The following is a 14,104-nucleotide window of genomic DNA, read 5'->3' as shown; positions in this document are numbered from 1 at the left end:
CTTCTAGTCCGAGGTATAGACTTCTTTAAGCGCCTGCGATGCTTCTCTCAGGCAGCTGCGCAGGCGGTCAGTCTCAGGGCCGCATCCGCCGCTCCGCTGCTTGATCAGGATCATCGAGGCCTCGGCAAAGCTTTGAAAAATATGCAGCAAACGTGGTTGGGGAAGGTTCGATAACTCGGACGCTTCGTCAGCCACTTTCTTTTTCACATACTCGAGCATCCATATAACGTCGTCGCGGCAAAGTGGATAATCGGGTGCAAGCAGGCGGCTGAATCGATCGCCTGCCTGATGAGGATCCCGGTTAAGAGCCATGTTCGGATCACTCCCTTGAATACAGATTTTTTATGACTAGCAGTGTACTATCATCTCTACGGCAAAATGAACTTTTTTATACCCGTCCCAACGTAATAATGGTATGATAGTGGCTGGTTAAACAGGGTGGATACTCGCATGATAAGTAGGTGCCAAGAACAATGAATGGAAAGAAGATGCCGACGCATATTGTGCTTATCGGCTTTATGGGGACCGGGAAATCGACAGTCGGGCAGCTGCTCGCCCAGCGGCTGGGTTATGCTGTCGTCGACATGGATGCCGAGATTGAACGCCGAGAAGGGCGTCTCATACGGGATATATTCGCCGAAGAGGGTGAAGGTGCTTTCCGGAAGGCGGAGTCGGACACGCTTAGCGAGATCCTGTCGCGTTCAGAAGTTCAGATCATCGCGACTGGCGGTGGCGCCGTACTAGCGGAACAGAACAGGGAAGCGATGCTCAGCAATGGTTTTGTCATAGCGTTAACGGCCGACACGGCTGACATTATCCAGCGGGTCGGCAATGATCCGGCAAGGCCGCTGCTGCAGGGTAATGCGGCAGATCGCGTACACAAGCTTCTGCTAGAACGTAAACATGCATACGATTTCGCGCATTTAACCCTTAATACGACAGGACTGACCGCCCAGCAGGTAGCCGATAAAATATGGGACAGCTGGCGGAGTCGGGGATGAAAACAGCCGGTTTGATCGCTTTCTTCGGAGCGTTTGGCGCCGTTTGCAGATATGGGGTGAACCAGCTGCTGCCACAAGCATCCGTATACTCTTGGCCGTGGGCGACATTCCTTTGCAATATCGCAGGAAGCTTCGTGCTTGGCGCTTTTTTTGCATACGTCTCCCGTTACTTCGTTAGTGATTTGTGGAGAGAAGCGATAGGAACCGGCTTTATCGGAGCCTTCACGACATTTTCGTCCTTTAGTTTAGAGACTCTCCACATGGTTGAGCACGGTCATCTGCTATCCGCTGCGGGATATATTGTCTTAAGTGCAGGTATCGGACTTGTGGCAGTCTATGCGGGCCATTCACTGATCAAACCGCAGCAGAAGCAAGAGGAAGGACAATCGTCATGATCACCGTTATCCTCATTGCCTTGGGAGGAGCGATCGGCTCTGTTGCCCGATACGGGATCGGCCGGCTGGCACAAAGCCGAGGCTTCCGGCCTTACCTGGCAACATGGGTCATTAACGCGATTGGATCTCTATTGATCGGCCTGTTAGCCGGAGTCTATGATCACGATACACATAAGACGTCATACCTTTTCTTAGCAGTGGGGGTATTAGGAGGCTTCACGACCTTCTCCACCTACATGGTGCAGATCGTGAACTTGGCCAGGCAGCGTTCCTACCGCGAGGCATCTCGATATGGAGCCGGGACGCTTGCTGTCGGAATTCTGTTGGCTGCTCTTGGCTATGTGGTTGCTTTGCGTTGTTTGAATTGATGCCCTTTAGCATACAATTGAATCCATCAAGAATACATAGAATTTTCTACATACAAAGGAGTTTGACGAGATCATGGATGTTATCGTTACACCAACGCCGAACCTGCAAGGCGAAATTCAAGCCCTCTCCTCCAAAAACTATACGACCCGCTATTTGCTTGTTGCGGCGCTCGCAGAAGGAACCAGTACGATATATTACCCGGCTCATAGCGAGGACAGCGATGCTATGCGCCGCTGTATCCGGGATTTGGGTGCCATAATCGAGGAAGATAACGAGAAGATCGTCATAACCGGTTTCGGCCGTACACCGAAGAATATCAAGCAGCTGGATGTCGGCAATGCCGGAGCCGTCCTTCGTTTTCTGATGGCCATTGCGGCACTCAGTCCGGAGGTTACCTTCATTAACCGGTACCCGGATTCCCTTGGCAAACGGCCTCATGACGACCTTATAACCGCCCTTGGCCAACTCGGGGTGGAGGTTGAGCATCATGAGGGCAAACTGCCCATCACGATCCGCGGCGGACAGCCGAAGGGCGGCAAAATTCAAGTATCCGGCGCTGTAAGCTCCCAATTCCTGAGCGCGCTCTTGTTCCTTACGCCGCTGCTTGAAGAGGATAGCGAGATTGAAGTGCTTAACGATCTGAAATCGAAGGTCGTTGTGGGTCAAACGCTAGAGGTGTTGGCCCAAGCGGGTATTGTCATTGAAGCCAGCGATGATCTTATGCATTACCGTATACGCGGCGGTCAACGATACGCGGCCAAGGATTATATCGTCCAAGGCGATTATCCGGGATCGGCTGCCATCCTCGCAGCGGCTGCGGTCACTCAATCCGATGTGACCATTCATCGTCTGGAAGAAAACAGCAAGCAGGGCGAGCGTGCCATCATTGATGTTCTACGGACGATGGAGGTTCCGCTGACACATGAGCAAGGAGTCGTTCGCGTACAAGGCAACGGCAGGCTGAAGGCGCTTGAATTTGACGGGGACAAAGCAACGGACGCCGTGCTTGCGATGGTGGCCGCGGCTGTATTTGCCGAGGGAACTTCCCGTTTCTACGATGTCGAGAACCTTCGCTACAAGGAATGCGACCGTATCACGGATTATTTGAACGAGCTGCGCAAAGCAGGCGCGAATGTGGAAGAACGAAGAAGCGAGATTATCGTTCACGGTCGTCCCGAGGGCGTGGAAGGCGGAGTCGAAATCAACGCACACTATGATCATCGGGTCATTATGGCGCTCACGGTGGTCGGTTTGCGGGCAAAACAGCCGCTGCGCATACGCGATGCCCATCATGTCGCCAAATCATATCCCATTTTCTTCGACCATCTTAAGGCGCTTGGCGCCAATGTGGAATGGGTCGAGTAGTATTCCATTTATGTGACAATATAAGATAACTCAGGAGAGGATGTGTTCATGAATGGCTTTTCAAAATCCATCGCGTGACGAAATCAAAGGTATCCTGGAACAAACGAATACCATCGCAGTTGTAGGTTTGTCGGATAATCCGGACCGGACTTCTTATATGGTATCTCAAGCCATGCAAGCCAAAGGTTACCGGATCATTCCGGTTAATCCCAATGCAGAGGTTATTCTGGGGGAGAAATCGTACCCGTCCTTGAAAGATATCCCTCATCCTGTTGATTTAGTGAATGTCTTCCGACGCAGCGAGCACACGCCTCCAATTGCGGAGGAGACGGTTGCGATCGGCGCTAAAGTGCTCTGGCTGCAGCTAGGCGTCCATAACGATGAGGCGGCAGCAATCGCTGAGCAGGGCGGTGTCCGGGTTATTATGGACAGATGCATCAAGGTCGAGGATTCCATCCTTCTGCCACATGGAAAACCCAAATCCTAACGGACATAATTTCGACTTGTCACTCCAACAATAAGTAAGGTTCAGCGGCGGTTCTAGCCATCCGCTGGAAACCCATTACAATTATTTCGAGGAGGACAAGACGTGTATCAAAACAACCAGCAGTCTCAGAATCAATCCAACAAGTATCAGCCGGTAGGGTTTGTGCAGTCCCAGTATCAAGGTATTCCGAAATCAAGAGGCGGCATCTCAGCCCAAAACGCCGGTCCGGTCATCTCGCACGTTGGATATTCTGCTGCTCAATCTAACCAAAACGGCTTGTTCCAACAACAAATGCGGTCCAGCTCGCAAGGTGGAGGAAGCGGCTTTGGCATAAACGCTTCTGTCGGTCCGGTTATATCCCGCGTTGGATATTCGAACGGCCAAGATTTCTATGCACCACAAGCTTCTGGACAGCAGCAACAACAACAGCAGCAAATGCAAGCGCCGATGAGTCAGCAGCAACAACAACCAATTATTTCGAGATTTGGTTATACCGCTGGGCAGAATTCTTCTGCAAGCTCGTCGTCCTCCATGGGACAGCAAGCTTTCCAAGGAACGAGCAGCTTCAGCTCGCAGGCGCAATCGCAGTTCCATCCGGTTTATCAAGCGACAGGACAAGCGCAGCAAGCAGGTCCTGTGATCTCGCATGCCGGCGGTTATACGGCAGGCGGGCAATCCCAAAGCGGCCAGCGTTTCTAGTTAAACGCGGGCGGGCAATGCTTAAATTCGTTTGTGGCGGGCCCTAAGGGTCCGCCGTTTTCTTTTGACAAAGAGGCTGTGAACGCTTACGATCAAATCACCGCTTAACAGATACACGAGATTATAATGGTTAACCAATGGCTTAGGGTTACCCCATTACAGCGACTATATCGTCAGGAAAGGAGGTTTGTTAATGAATGTGATGGGGCAACTGCAGCAGCTGGGAAGATCGCTCATGCTTCCCATGATCGTCCTTCCTGCTGCTGCTATCTTTTTAAGCTTGAGTGCTTTACCATGGGTGGATTTCGGCATGCCGGGCATGCCAGGTCACCTGCAGACGGCAGGGGAAGCCTTGTTCGCTTTTCTGCCGTATTTGTTTGCATTTGGTGTTGCAATGGGCATGACAAGCAATGCGATCGCGGCTGGTTTGGCGGCATTGGCGGGAATGTTTATATATACAAGCATTATCGGTGCAAGCCGGTTCGAACTAGAACCAACGGTACTTACCGGCGTGATGATCGGGTATGTGACCAGCTTGTTTAACGAGCGGTTCAAGTCGATTCAGCTGCCGGAGTATATTCAATTTTTCGGCGGACCTCGTTTCGTCCCGTTAATCGTCAGCCTGTTTGCCGCTCTTTGGGGTATTTTTATGGTGGAGCTTGCTCCCAATATTAGAGACCTGATGGTGGAGCTTGGCAATATTGTTTCTTCAGGCGGCGGCTTCGGCGTCTTTCTGTTCGGATTCGTGCTGCGGATTCTCGTCGTATTTGGTCTTCATCATCTGGTTAGCCATGTGTTCTGGTTTCAGGTTGGCGGATACGAGCTGTCGGACGGATCGATGGTATTCGGCGATTTGCCGCGTTTCTTTGCCGGCGATCCGAGTGCGGGTGCGTTCATGGCCGGTCTATACCCGACGATGATGTTCGCGCTTCCGGCGATTGCCTTCGCCATTATCCACGAAGCCAGGGAGGACTTGAAGCCCAAGATCCGCATCACCTTTATGTCTGCGGCGCTCGCTTCTTTCCTTACCGGTGTAACGGAGCCGATCGAATTCGCGTTTCTTTTTGTTGCCCCTTACTTATTCGTCGTGCATGCACTGCTCTCCGGGGTCATTATGTGGATTACGTATGAGCTGGGTATCCGACATGGTTTTTCCTTCTCGGCAGGGGCAATTGATTACTTGATTAATGAGCACTTGGCGACAAGAGGCTGGCTGCTGCTGCCGATCGGTATTGTGTTTGGTCTGATCTATTACTTTCTGTTTCGCTGGGCAATCAGGCGCTTCCGCATTCCTACTCCAGGGCGTGAAGAGGGGTCTCAGCTGGACGAGTGGGCCGGAGATATCCCTTATCGGGCTCCGCTCATCCTGCAGGCAATCGGCGGCAAGGAGAACATTCAACAGATGGAAGCCTGCATAACCCGGCTCCGGCTTAAGGTAGCCAGTGATAAGCTGATCGATACGAATGCGCTGAAAAATTTAGGTGCTGCGGGAGTCATCCGCTTGGGCGGGGGCAACGTGCAGATCGTATTCGGGACGTATTCGGAGCTCATTCGGGAGGAGATGGACAAGGCGATCCGCCGCGATCTGTCCCGCGTTCTGTTCTGTTCCCCTATGCAGGGACGCATGATTCCGCTCAGTGAGGTTCCGGATCCGATCTTTGCGGGCAAGCTTGTAGGCGATGGCGTCGCGTTTATCCCGGATCGGGGAGAGCTGGTCTCGCCCGTCAACGGCAAAGTCATCCATATCTATCCATCCTTGCATGCTATAGGGATTCGAACGCCTGAAGGACTCGACGTGCTGCTTCATATCGGTATCGATACTTCACAAATGAAAGGAACGGGCTTTACCGCTGTAGTAGAGGAAGGCGATCAGGTGAAGCCTGGCCAGCTGTTGATCAGATTTGACCTGCAGCATGTACGCGCCGGCGCTAAATCGCTTGCAACACCGATGGTCATTACAAATTCCGATCGCGTCAGTTCTTGGAGCTTCGCACCGTTCAAGAGCGTGAAACGGGGGCAAGCGTCGGTTATGTCGGTTGTACTGAAAGAGAGAAGCAGTGGAGGGGATAAAGAATGATTCATGGAATAGGAGCTTCTTCAGGTATCGCGATCGGTAAAGCGTTCGTGCTGCCAAACTGGGAATGGGATTTACCGGAACAAAAAATCGACGTTGGTGACTTAGCCAGAGAGTTCGAACGTTTGTACGAAGGAATCCGAACGTCCAAAAGTGAGATCGAGCAGATGAAAGATGAACTTCGGGAAGTTGTCGGTACCGAGGAAAGCTATATCTTCGATGCGCACATTGCCATTTTGGAAGACCCCGTGTTCATGAATGAAATTCAAGGGATTATCCAGCGACAATATAAAGCGGCTGAAGTGGCGGTTAAGGAAGCCATCGATCATTTCGTAACGATGTTTGATCTGCTCGATGATGAATATATGAAGGAGCGCGCTCTCGATATCAAGGATGTCGGCAACCGGCTGTTGAAGCATTTGCTGGGCGCCCCGGAAATTACGCTGCCTTCCGACACCCAGCCCTTTATTCTCGTCGCCAAGGAGCTGTCACCGTCGCAGCTGGCCCATCTGAACCCTAACCATGTGCTAGGCATAGCAACTCTTGCAGGCAGCACGACATCGCATTCATCCATCATGGCGCGCGCACTGGGTGTACCCCTCGTCGTCGGCATTGAAGGCAAGCTGGAGGATGCGATCCAGACCGGCGACATGCTCATCATTGATGGAACGACCGGAATCGTTCACCTGGATCCGGACGACCATCTGATTGACAACTATACCGAGCAGCAGCTCCGTCAGAGAGAGGCTGGACAACGGCTCAAAGGAATCGCTCAAGTTCGCTCCGTCACGCCGGACGGCAAGATTATCGAGCTGTCCGCTAATATAAGCTCGCTTAAAGAGCTTGATATTGCGTTAAGCAGCGGGACGAGCGGGGTGGGATTGTTCCGAACCGAATTTCTCTATATGGACCGCCACCGCCTTCCCAAGGAAGAGGAACAATTCGATGTCTACCGGAATGTCGCGGAACAGTTGAATGGAAGACCGTTAATTATCCGGACGCTCGATATCGGCGGAGACAAGCAGCTGGACTACTTTGAGCTTCCGGAAGAGGACAATCCATTCCTCGGCTACCGTGCCATACGTATATGCTTGGATAAGACGGATCTGTTCAAAACGCAGCTGAGAGCCATTTTGCGAACCAGTGCCTATGGCGAAGTGAAAATTATGTATCCGCTCATCTCTTCCGTCGAAGAGGTGAGGGGGGCCAATGCGCTCCTGCAGGAGGCGAAGCATGAGCTGGAAGCGGAAGGCATTGCATTCAACAACGACATAGAAGTGGGCATTATGATCGAGCTGCCTGCTGCGGTCATGATTGCGGATATGCTTGCGGAGGAAGTGGACTTTTTCAGTATCGGCACGAATGATCTGGTTCAATTCACGCTGGCCGTCGACCGTATGAATGATCAAATTTCTCACCTTTACGAGCCTTATCACCCTGCTGTTCTGCGGATGCTGAAGATGACGGTAGAAGCAGCCAAGCGAAGCGGAACGCATGTTGGCGTCTGCGGGGAGCTGGCAGGAGATATTCGTGCCTTGCCGATCTGGCTGGCTCTCGATGTGGATGAGCTTAGCATGTCCGCACACGCAATTCTGCCCATTAAAGAACGGCTGCTTAGCCTAAGGCAGCAAGACAGCCGTTCGTTGTTCGAAGAATTATTGAAATGCCGGACAAGTGCAGCCATACATGAGACCGTAAGAGCCTTTCAACAGCAATTCGAAACGGGAGCCGATGCTTAAGCAGCCGTCCCCGCCGCGGGGTTGAACGAGTTCAAATTAGCTGCGCAGGGCCTCTACGAATGCTTTGGCATATGGCGGCAAATCCGGAGGCCGGCGAGCCGAGATTATATTCCCGTCGACAACCACAGCTTCGTCATACCATGTGGCTCCCGCATTCTCCATATCATCGCGAATGCCCGGGGTTGACGTTACTTTACGGCCTTGCAGGATTTTCGCGGAAATGAGCACCCAACCGGCATGGCAAATTTGTCCGATCGGTTTGCGGGCTTGATCCATTTCTTGGACGAGCTTAATCACCTTTGGATAGCGGCGAAGCTTGTCCGGCGCCCATCCTCCCGGCACGAGGAGCCCGTCGATGCGGCTGCCGTCCATTTCGTCGAAGGAGAGGTCTGCTGTGGCAGGAACGCCGTACTTTCCGATATGCGTACGGCCTTTTTCCGGACCGGCGAATAATACGGCAGCGCCTTCCTCGCGAACGCGATAGACCGGATACCAAAGTTCCAAATCTTCGAAATCGTCATCAAGCAGACAGATGATTGTTTTTCCTTGTAATGTCATGGGTCCATCCCTTCTGAATAACCTGCCGCTAGACGTTCTAGGGAGGCATTCATTGCTATTATTTCGATCATTCTCATTTATTGTAACGGAGGGAAAACGTTGAAGCAAACCGATAGCGCTGCTGAATCAAGGTCAAGAGGCGGGAACCGGGGATGGCTTCGATTTCTTCCTGCAATTGCGTGGATGGCAATCATATTTGCCTTCTCCTCGCGAACGGGAGATGAGCTGGGCACCGTTCTGCCTTGGTTTCAGAAGCTGTTTCCGTTCATGACCAGCTTTGACTGGGGGCATTTTGTTTCGTATTTCGTGTTGGGTCTTACCTTCGACTACGCCTTTGGCCGCAGGTCGGACCGTGTAATGGGAAAAGTGTTCATCGTAATGCTGTGCACGCTCTATGGAATCTCCGATGAATATCATCAATCGTTTGTAGGCGGGCGTTCGCCGGACATCTACGATGTCCGCAATGATGCGATCGGTGCTGCTCTTGCGGTCATAGTGACTTCGATTCCGTTCGTTCGTAACCGCTGGCGCAAAATTGCATCATAAAGCGAAATCATGCAAAAATTACAATGTTGCCTCAAGAAGGACTTTATGCGAAATAGGTCGAATACTTTAATCGTCAAGCACCGTTTCCCGCGAGGGGAAGCATGCTTTCGTCACGTGAGAAGGAGTGGACCAATTTGCAAAAGCGTTGTCCTTGCGGCGATGTGATGCCGATGAAGCTGCGAACCGTCATTTATTCCGGCAAGGTAGAGATTGATAATGTGCCGATTTACTCTTGTCCGACTTGCAGCCGCAGTGAAGTGTTTCCTGAGGTGAAACCCGATTTGACCGGATTGATCGGCAAACTAGGGTCACATCCAGTAAAACAGACTTATTTGTTTAACGAGTGGAATGAATGGGCAGATTTGTTAGTAGAAGCTTATCATGCTCGAAGAAGCACAGACCCGGCTGTCGTTAAGCCGATGATCCAAGAACGTATCAATATGCTTCTTGATTTGTATTCGATGGCGCAATCGACTCATGATGAGGAATGGGTTGCGGACATACATAAGCGGCTTGTTCAATTAAGCCGGAGCGTGGTGTAGTACCAGGGTATTCTCGGTCCAAGCAGCGCTAGGGCGCCTTGGTTCGGTGGGAGTTCTATTAATGGAGTGAGGTCATGGAACAGATTCGTAATCTGATGACGTTAGACCAATGGGAAGAAGCTTATGCCGCTTCGCATAATAAGCCGCTTCTCATCTTCAAACACAGTACGCGTTGTTCGACTAGCGCAGGCGCCTTCGAGGAATTGTCGAATTGGGTCGAGGATGCCGGGCAGTCTCCCTTGGATTGCGTTCTCGTCCTCGTCGTCGAGAATCGGCCGGTTTCGGATGCCATTACAGAACAATTGGCTCTGAAACATGAGTCCCCGCAGGCGATTTTGTTGGAGAAGGGAAAAGTAGCTTGGCATGCTTCGCATTGGCGCATAACGTACTCGACATTAGACGAACATCTCGGGAATCATTGCGAAAAGTAATATTTTGTCGTATCATTACGGTAAAGTAATGCGGAGCGAGACCTGAAAATTTGAGTTAATGGAGAGAAGGCCGTGACGGTAACTATTTATGATGTAGCAAGAGAAGCAGGCGTTTCGATGGCAACGGTTTCCAGGGTCGTGAATAATAACCCGAACGTAAAGCCTCAGACACGAAAGAAAGTATTCGAAGCGATCGAACGACTGGGCTATCGTCCCAATGCCGTCGCGCGCGGTTTAGCGAGCAAGAAAACAACGACCGTCGGCGTCGTTATTCCAGATATTTCGAACGCGATTTTCGCTGAAGTAGCTCGGGGTATTGAAGATATCGCGAACATGTATCACTATAACATTATCTTGTGTAACGCAGATAAGAAGAAAGATAAAGAAATTCGAGTGATTAATACGCTGCTCGAGAAACAGGTTGACGGCCTATTGTTTATGGGCGGAACGGTAACGGAAGAGCATTCACAAGCTTTCAAGACGGCTAATGTTCCCATCGTGCTCTGCGCGACGACTGACGAGAACGGAGAAATCCCTTCGGTCGATATCGACCATGAAGCTGCTGCATTCGATGCGGTACAAGTTCTCATTAAGCAAGGCCACACCTCGATCGGGATGATCAGCGGCACTCTTCAGGATCCGGCTAATGGCTATGCGCGGTTCCAAGGGTATAAGCGCGCCTTGCAAACCGCAGGTATTTCCTATGACGAGGAGCTTGTACGCATCGGTAACTACCGGTATGAATCCGGTGTGGACGCGATGAAGTATTTCCTGGAGCTGCCTAAACGTCCAACGGCCGTATTCTCGGCAACGGACGAGATGGCGATCGGTGCCATTCACTGCATTCAGGACTTCGGTCTCAAGGTGCCGGAAGATATCTCCGTTATCAGCGTAGATAACAGCCGGATGGCCTCGATGGTACGTCCGCAGTTAACTGCCGTTGCACAGCCAATGTATGATATCGGTGCCGTATCGATGCGTCTGTTGACGAAGCTGATGAAGAAAGAAACGGTTGAGCATGCGAAGGTTGTTCTGCCGCATGAGATTGTAACCCGCCAGTCGGTAGGCGATAAATAATGGCGGCGGTATACAAGAAAATCGGCATCATCGGTGCTATGGTTGAAGAGATCGATCTGCTTCATAAGCATGTTCAAGTGACGGGATCATTCGATAAGGCAGGCATTACTTATGTGGAAGGGACGCTTCATGGACGTCCGGTCCTATTCTGCAAGTCTGGTGTCGGCAAAGTGAATGCTGCCGTATGCACACAGCTGATGATCGATGCCGGTGTAGACTGCGTCTTGTTCACAGGTGTAGCTGGTGCAGTAGATCCGTCTTTGAATATTGGTGATATCGTCGTATCGACGACTTGTATTCAGCATGATATGGACTGTACGCCACTTGGGTTTGTACGTGGACAAATTCCTTTTCAGGACGTGTGGGAATTTCAAGCGGATCCTCAATTAATTGAGCTTGCCCTTGGTGCGTGTGAGCGTTTATTTCCGGGGCGGAGCACGCGCGGTCGGATTTTGTCCGGCGACCAATTCATCGCTTCCCGTGAAACCGTTCGGCTCTTGCATCAAGAATTGAACGGGGCATGTACGGAGATGGAGGGGGCTGCTCTTGCGCAGGTTTGCGCCATGAATGAAACCCCATTTGTCGTCATTCGCGCGATGTCGGATAAAGCCGATGGTACTGCTCACGTAAACTTCGCCGACTTTACGGTCGAAGCTGCGGTAAACTCCCATCGTATTATTGATGACATGATTCAGCATATGTAGCTTCGCATACTATTCATATAGGCTATCCCCTGCAGCTTTGTCCTTGATGGACAGGCTGCGGGAGATAGTCTTTTTTGTTATGCGATGTTAATGCTCTTGGATGGCGAGAAGGGTCGTCTGCCGATTCTTCTCTTCGATCTCCGTACGACGCGGCATAGCCGGCCAATTCGATGTATCGTCCAGCCAGCAAGCCGGCAGCTCGTCCGGGCTAAGAGAGCTCCAATGGGATAACCACGACTCAGGCAGAGCCTCGTTAGCTCCTTCAACAGCGAGCCTGGCTGACAGTGGGTGGCCGGTCATCTCAAGCCATACGAGTGCCCATGCACGCGGAACGACACGCCATACGTCATACCCGCCGCCCCCGACAGCCATCCAGCGGCCTCCCGTGTGCTGGTGGGCTAGGCGATGGATGATGGCCGGCATAGCCTGATAGATCCTCATGCTGCAATGGGTATGGGACAGAGGGTCGTATGCATGCGCATCGCAGCCATGTTGGCTTACGATAATATCAGGTTTGAAAGCGGCCGTTACTTTCTCGATGGAGGTTTGAAAGCTCTCCAGCCACGAGTCGTCCTCCGTGTAAGGCTCGACGGGAACATTGACGGTGGCTCCCCGCCCGAGCTCATTGCCGCGTTCATACACGTATCCGGTTCCGGGAAACAGAAATTTACCGGTTTCGTGAATCGAATACGTACAGACTTCAGGATCATTGTAGAAGGTCCACTGTACACCGTCTCCATGATGCACGTCTGTATCAATATAGAGTACGCGAGCTCCGTAGTGCTCACGGATATGTGAGATGGCAATCGCTGCGTCATTATAGACGCAGAAACCAGAGCCACGGTCAGGGAACGCGTGATGAAGGCCTCCAGCCATATGATAAGCGTGCAGAGCCTTGCCGGACATGACTTGGTCCGCTGCATACACCGAACCGCTTACAACCGCCATAGCGGCCTCGTGCATGCCGGGGAAGAATGGGGTATCCTCAGAACGCAGTCCATAGCGCTCTGCCTGCAGCACCCATTCCGGATCCGGTTTAACGCTGCTTAATTGCTTAACTGCCTCAATATAGTCTTCACGGTGAATAAGCGATAGTAAACTTTCGTCAGCAGGCTCGGGTACCATTCGATCCTCTGTACCTAATGCGCCCACAGCTTCGAGTAAATCGAGCGTTAGGGTCAGCCTATGCGGATGAAAGGGATGGTCTACATTGAATTGATACCGGGCAGCACCCGGATGATGGATAAATACGGCATTAGCCGTCATCGGCCCTCATCGTCCTTCCTCATTAGTACATAAATCGTTGTCTGAACCGAACGCGGTCGAACTGCTCCACGGACGATAGCGGTACGTCCTTGCCGATGCGTACCATTAAACAGTTAGCGGGATGTGCACATATTTCCGGATCATCTGTCGCAAACCAAACCATGCCAACCGACTGCATCAGCTTTTCCATCATGGATCGATATTCCCAAACATTCATCTTCGTGCCTTCTAAATCCCAATGCCAATAATATTCCGTTGTATATACAATGGCATTCTCCAGCTGATCACCGGCAAATGCCGTACGTATCATACGCTTGCCAAGTCCGAGCGACCGGTAATCGTCTGCAACCTCAACGGCGCCAAGCTCTATTAAATCGTCCATACCGCCTTCTGACCAACGTTCCAGCTCATCCGGATAGTGAAACGTGACGTAGCCCACGATTGTTTCTCCGTCCCGTGCGGCAATGATCCGCCCTTCTTCGAGGTCAGCGATCTCGATTAGCGCTTTATGCTGCTCGCTCGGCCTGCGAAAAGCGTCCAAATCGGGATGCAGAATAAGACGGGAAAGGGCATCCGCCGGAATCGGTCCCTCGATAATAAGCTCCCGGCCGTCGTAAGGCAGACGTTCCGCATGCATGATTTTGCTATGTTTCAAGGTCCATGACTCCTTTCGAGGTCTATAATACTTATAGCATTAAAGTGTCGCTATGAAAAGAATGGATGTCCGGCGGGTAGCTATGTTATAATATGAAAGCGTATTCGCTTACGGATAGGCATCGCTCATCTAATTCCATTTTTGCATGCATCGGATCAACAGCAGAATCTTAGGAAGCAGGGGCGAATAGAGGTTG

At 51.6% G+C, this 14,104-nt stretch carries 17 protein-coding genes; 13 read left to right on the top strand and 4 right to left on the bottom strand.

What is annotated here, in order from left to right; all coding sequences use genetic code 11:
- Positions 1-3: 3 nt before the first annotated feature.
- Positions 4-312 (bottom strand): hypothetical protein, encoded by a 309-nt coding sequence (locus tag NNL21_RS16905; RefSeq protein WP_204818421.1) that lies wholly within the window; start codon positions 310-312, stop codon positions 4-6.
- A gap of 161 nt (positions 313-473) precedes the next feature.
- Between NNL21_RS16905 and NNL21_RS16900 the strand changes: the two genes are divergently transcribed.
- The 8 genes from NNL21_RS16900 to ptsP all read left to right on the top strand — a co-directional run bounded on the left by NNL21_RS16900 (position 474) and on the right by ptsP (position 8,129).
- Entirely contained in the window at positions 474-1,001 is a 528-nt protein-coding gene (locus NNL21_RS16900; RefSeq protein WP_256555287.1) for a shikimate kinase, read from the top strand.
- Positions 998-1,396 (top strand): fluoride efflux transporter CrcB, encoded by a 399-nt coding sequence (gene crcB, locus NNL21_RS16895; RefSeq protein ID WP_204818420.1) that lies wholly within the window; start codon positions 998-1,000, stop codon positions 1,394-1,396. Before NNL21_RS16900 ends, crcB begins: the two co-directional genes overlap by 4 nt.
- Positions 1,393-1,764 carry a fluoride efflux transporter FluC gene (locus tag NNL21_RS16890; protein WP_204818419.1) on the top strand — a complete coding sequence of 124 codons (372 nt, stop codon included), beginning with the start codon at positions 1,393-1,395 and terminating at the stop codon, positions 1,762-1,764. Before crcB ends, NNL21_RS16890 begins: the two co-directional genes overlap by 4 nt.
- 73 nt (positions 1,765-1,837) lie before the next feature.
- Positions 1,838-3,130: a 3-phosphoshikimate 1-carboxyvinyltransferase gene (gene aroA / locus NNL21_RS16885; RefSeq protein WP_204818418.1), complete on the top strand. Its 1,293-nt coding sequence runs from the start codon at positions 1,838-1,840 to the stop codon at positions 3,128-3,130.
- A 52-nt stretch (positions 3,131-3,182) separates the two neighbouring features.
- The gene (locus NNL21_RS16880) at positions 3,183-3,617 is read left to right on the top strand and encodes a CoA-binding protein (protein ID WP_204818417.1); all 435 of its coding nucleotides are present in this window, start codon (positions 3,183-3,185) and stop codon (positions 3,615-3,617) included.
- 102 nt (positions 3,618-3,719) lie between these two features.
- Positions 3,720-4,316: a hypothetical protein gene (locus NNL21_RS16875; RefSeq protein WP_204818416.1), complete on the top strand. Its 597-nt coding sequence runs from the start codon at positions 3,720-3,722 to the stop codon at positions 4,314-4,316.
- Positions 4,317-4,509: 193 nt separating this feature from the next.
- The gene (locus tag NNL21_RS16870; protein WP_204818415.1) at positions 4,510-6,393 is read left to right on the top strand and encodes a glucose PTS transporter subunit IIA; all 1,884 of its coding nucleotides are present in this window, start codon (positions 4,510-4,512) and stop codon (positions 6,391-6,393) included.
- Complete coding sequence (gene ptsP / locus NNL21_RS16865) at positions 6,390-8,129, top strand: phosphoenolpyruvate--protein phosphotransferase (RefSeq protein ID WP_204818414.1); 1,740 nt, start codon at positions 6,390-6,392, stop codon at positions 8,127-8,129. Before NNL21_RS16870 ends, ptsP begins: the two co-directional genes overlap by 4 nt.
- A gap of 36 nt (positions 8,130-8,165) precedes the next feature.
- Here the strand turns inward: ptsP and NNL21_RS16860 are convergent, their stop codons facing one another.
- Entirely contained in the window at positions 8,166-8,687 is a 522-nt protein-coding gene (locus NNL21_RS16860) for a type 1 glutamine amidotransferase domain-containing protein (RefSeq protein WP_204818413.1), read from the bottom strand.
- A 99-nt stretch (positions 8,688-8,786) separates the two neighbouring features.
- On the opposite strand from NNL21_RS16860, the gene NNL21_RS16855 reads away from it, so the two are divergent.
- The 5 genes from NNL21_RS16855 to NNL21_RS16835 all read left to right on the top strand — a co-directional run bounded on the left by NNL21_RS16855 (position 8,787) and on the right by NNL21_RS16835 (position 11,987).
- On the top strand, positions 8,787-9,233 hold the full coding sequence (locus NNL21_RS16855) for a VanZ family protein (RefSeq protein ID WP_204818412.1): 447 nt from the start codon (positions 8,787-8,789) through the stop codon (positions 9,231-9,233).
- Between the two features lie 134 nt (positions 9,234-9,367).
- Positions 9,368-9,775: a hypothetical protein gene (locus tag NNL21_RS16850; protein WP_204818411.1), complete on the top strand. Its 408-nt coding sequence runs from the start codon at positions 9,368-9,370 to the stop codon at positions 9,773-9,775.
- A 74-nt stretch (positions 9,776-9,849) separates the two neighbouring features.
- Entirely contained in the window at positions 9,850-10,206 is a 357-nt protein-coding gene (ytxJ, locus tag NNL21_RS16845; protein ID WP_204818410.1) for a bacillithiol system redox-active protein YtxJ, read from the top strand.
- Positions 10,207-10,278: 72 nt separating this feature from the next.
- Entirely contained in the window at positions 10,279-11,283 is a 1,005-nt protein-coding gene (ccpA, locus tag NNL21_RS16840; RefSeq protein ID WP_204818409.1) for a catabolite control protein A, read from the top strand.
- Complete coding sequence (locus NNL21_RS16835) at positions 11,283-11,987, top strand: 5'-methylthioadenosine/adenosylhomocysteine nucleosidase (RefSeq protein WP_204818408.1); 705 nt, start codon at positions 11,283-11,285, stop codon at positions 11,985-11,987. The genes ccpA and NNL21_RS16835 overlap by 1 nt, the downstream gene beginning before the upstream one ends.
- A gap of 87 nt (positions 11,988-12,074) precedes the next feature.
- Here the strand turns inward: NNL21_RS16835 and NNL21_RS16830 are convergent, their stop codons facing one another.
- Positions 12,075-13,253 carry an acetoin utilization protein AcuC gene (locus tag NNL21_RS16830; RefSeq protein WP_204818407.1) on the bottom strand — a complete coding sequence of 393 codons (1,179 nt, stop codon included), beginning with the start codon at positions 13,251-13,253 and terminating at the stop codon, positions 12,075-12,077.
- Positions 13,254-13,275: 22 nt separating this feature from the next.
- Entirely contained in the window at positions 13,276-13,890 is a 615-nt protein-coding gene (locus NNL21_RS16825; RefSeq protein ID WP_204818552.1) for a GNAT family N-acetyltransferase, read from the bottom strand.
- Positions 13,891-14,104 lie beyond the last annotated feature (214 nt).

Origin of the sequence: Paenibacillus mendelii (assembly GCF_024498075.1) — a bacterium.
Classification (GTDB): domain Bacteria; phylum Bacillota; class Bacilli; order Paenibacillales; family Paenibacillaceae; genus Paenibacillus_Z; species Paenibacillus_Z mendelii.
The sequence above is the reverse complement of the archived record's forward strand: the minus strand, read 5'-3'. Positions and strand labels throughout refer to the sequence as shown.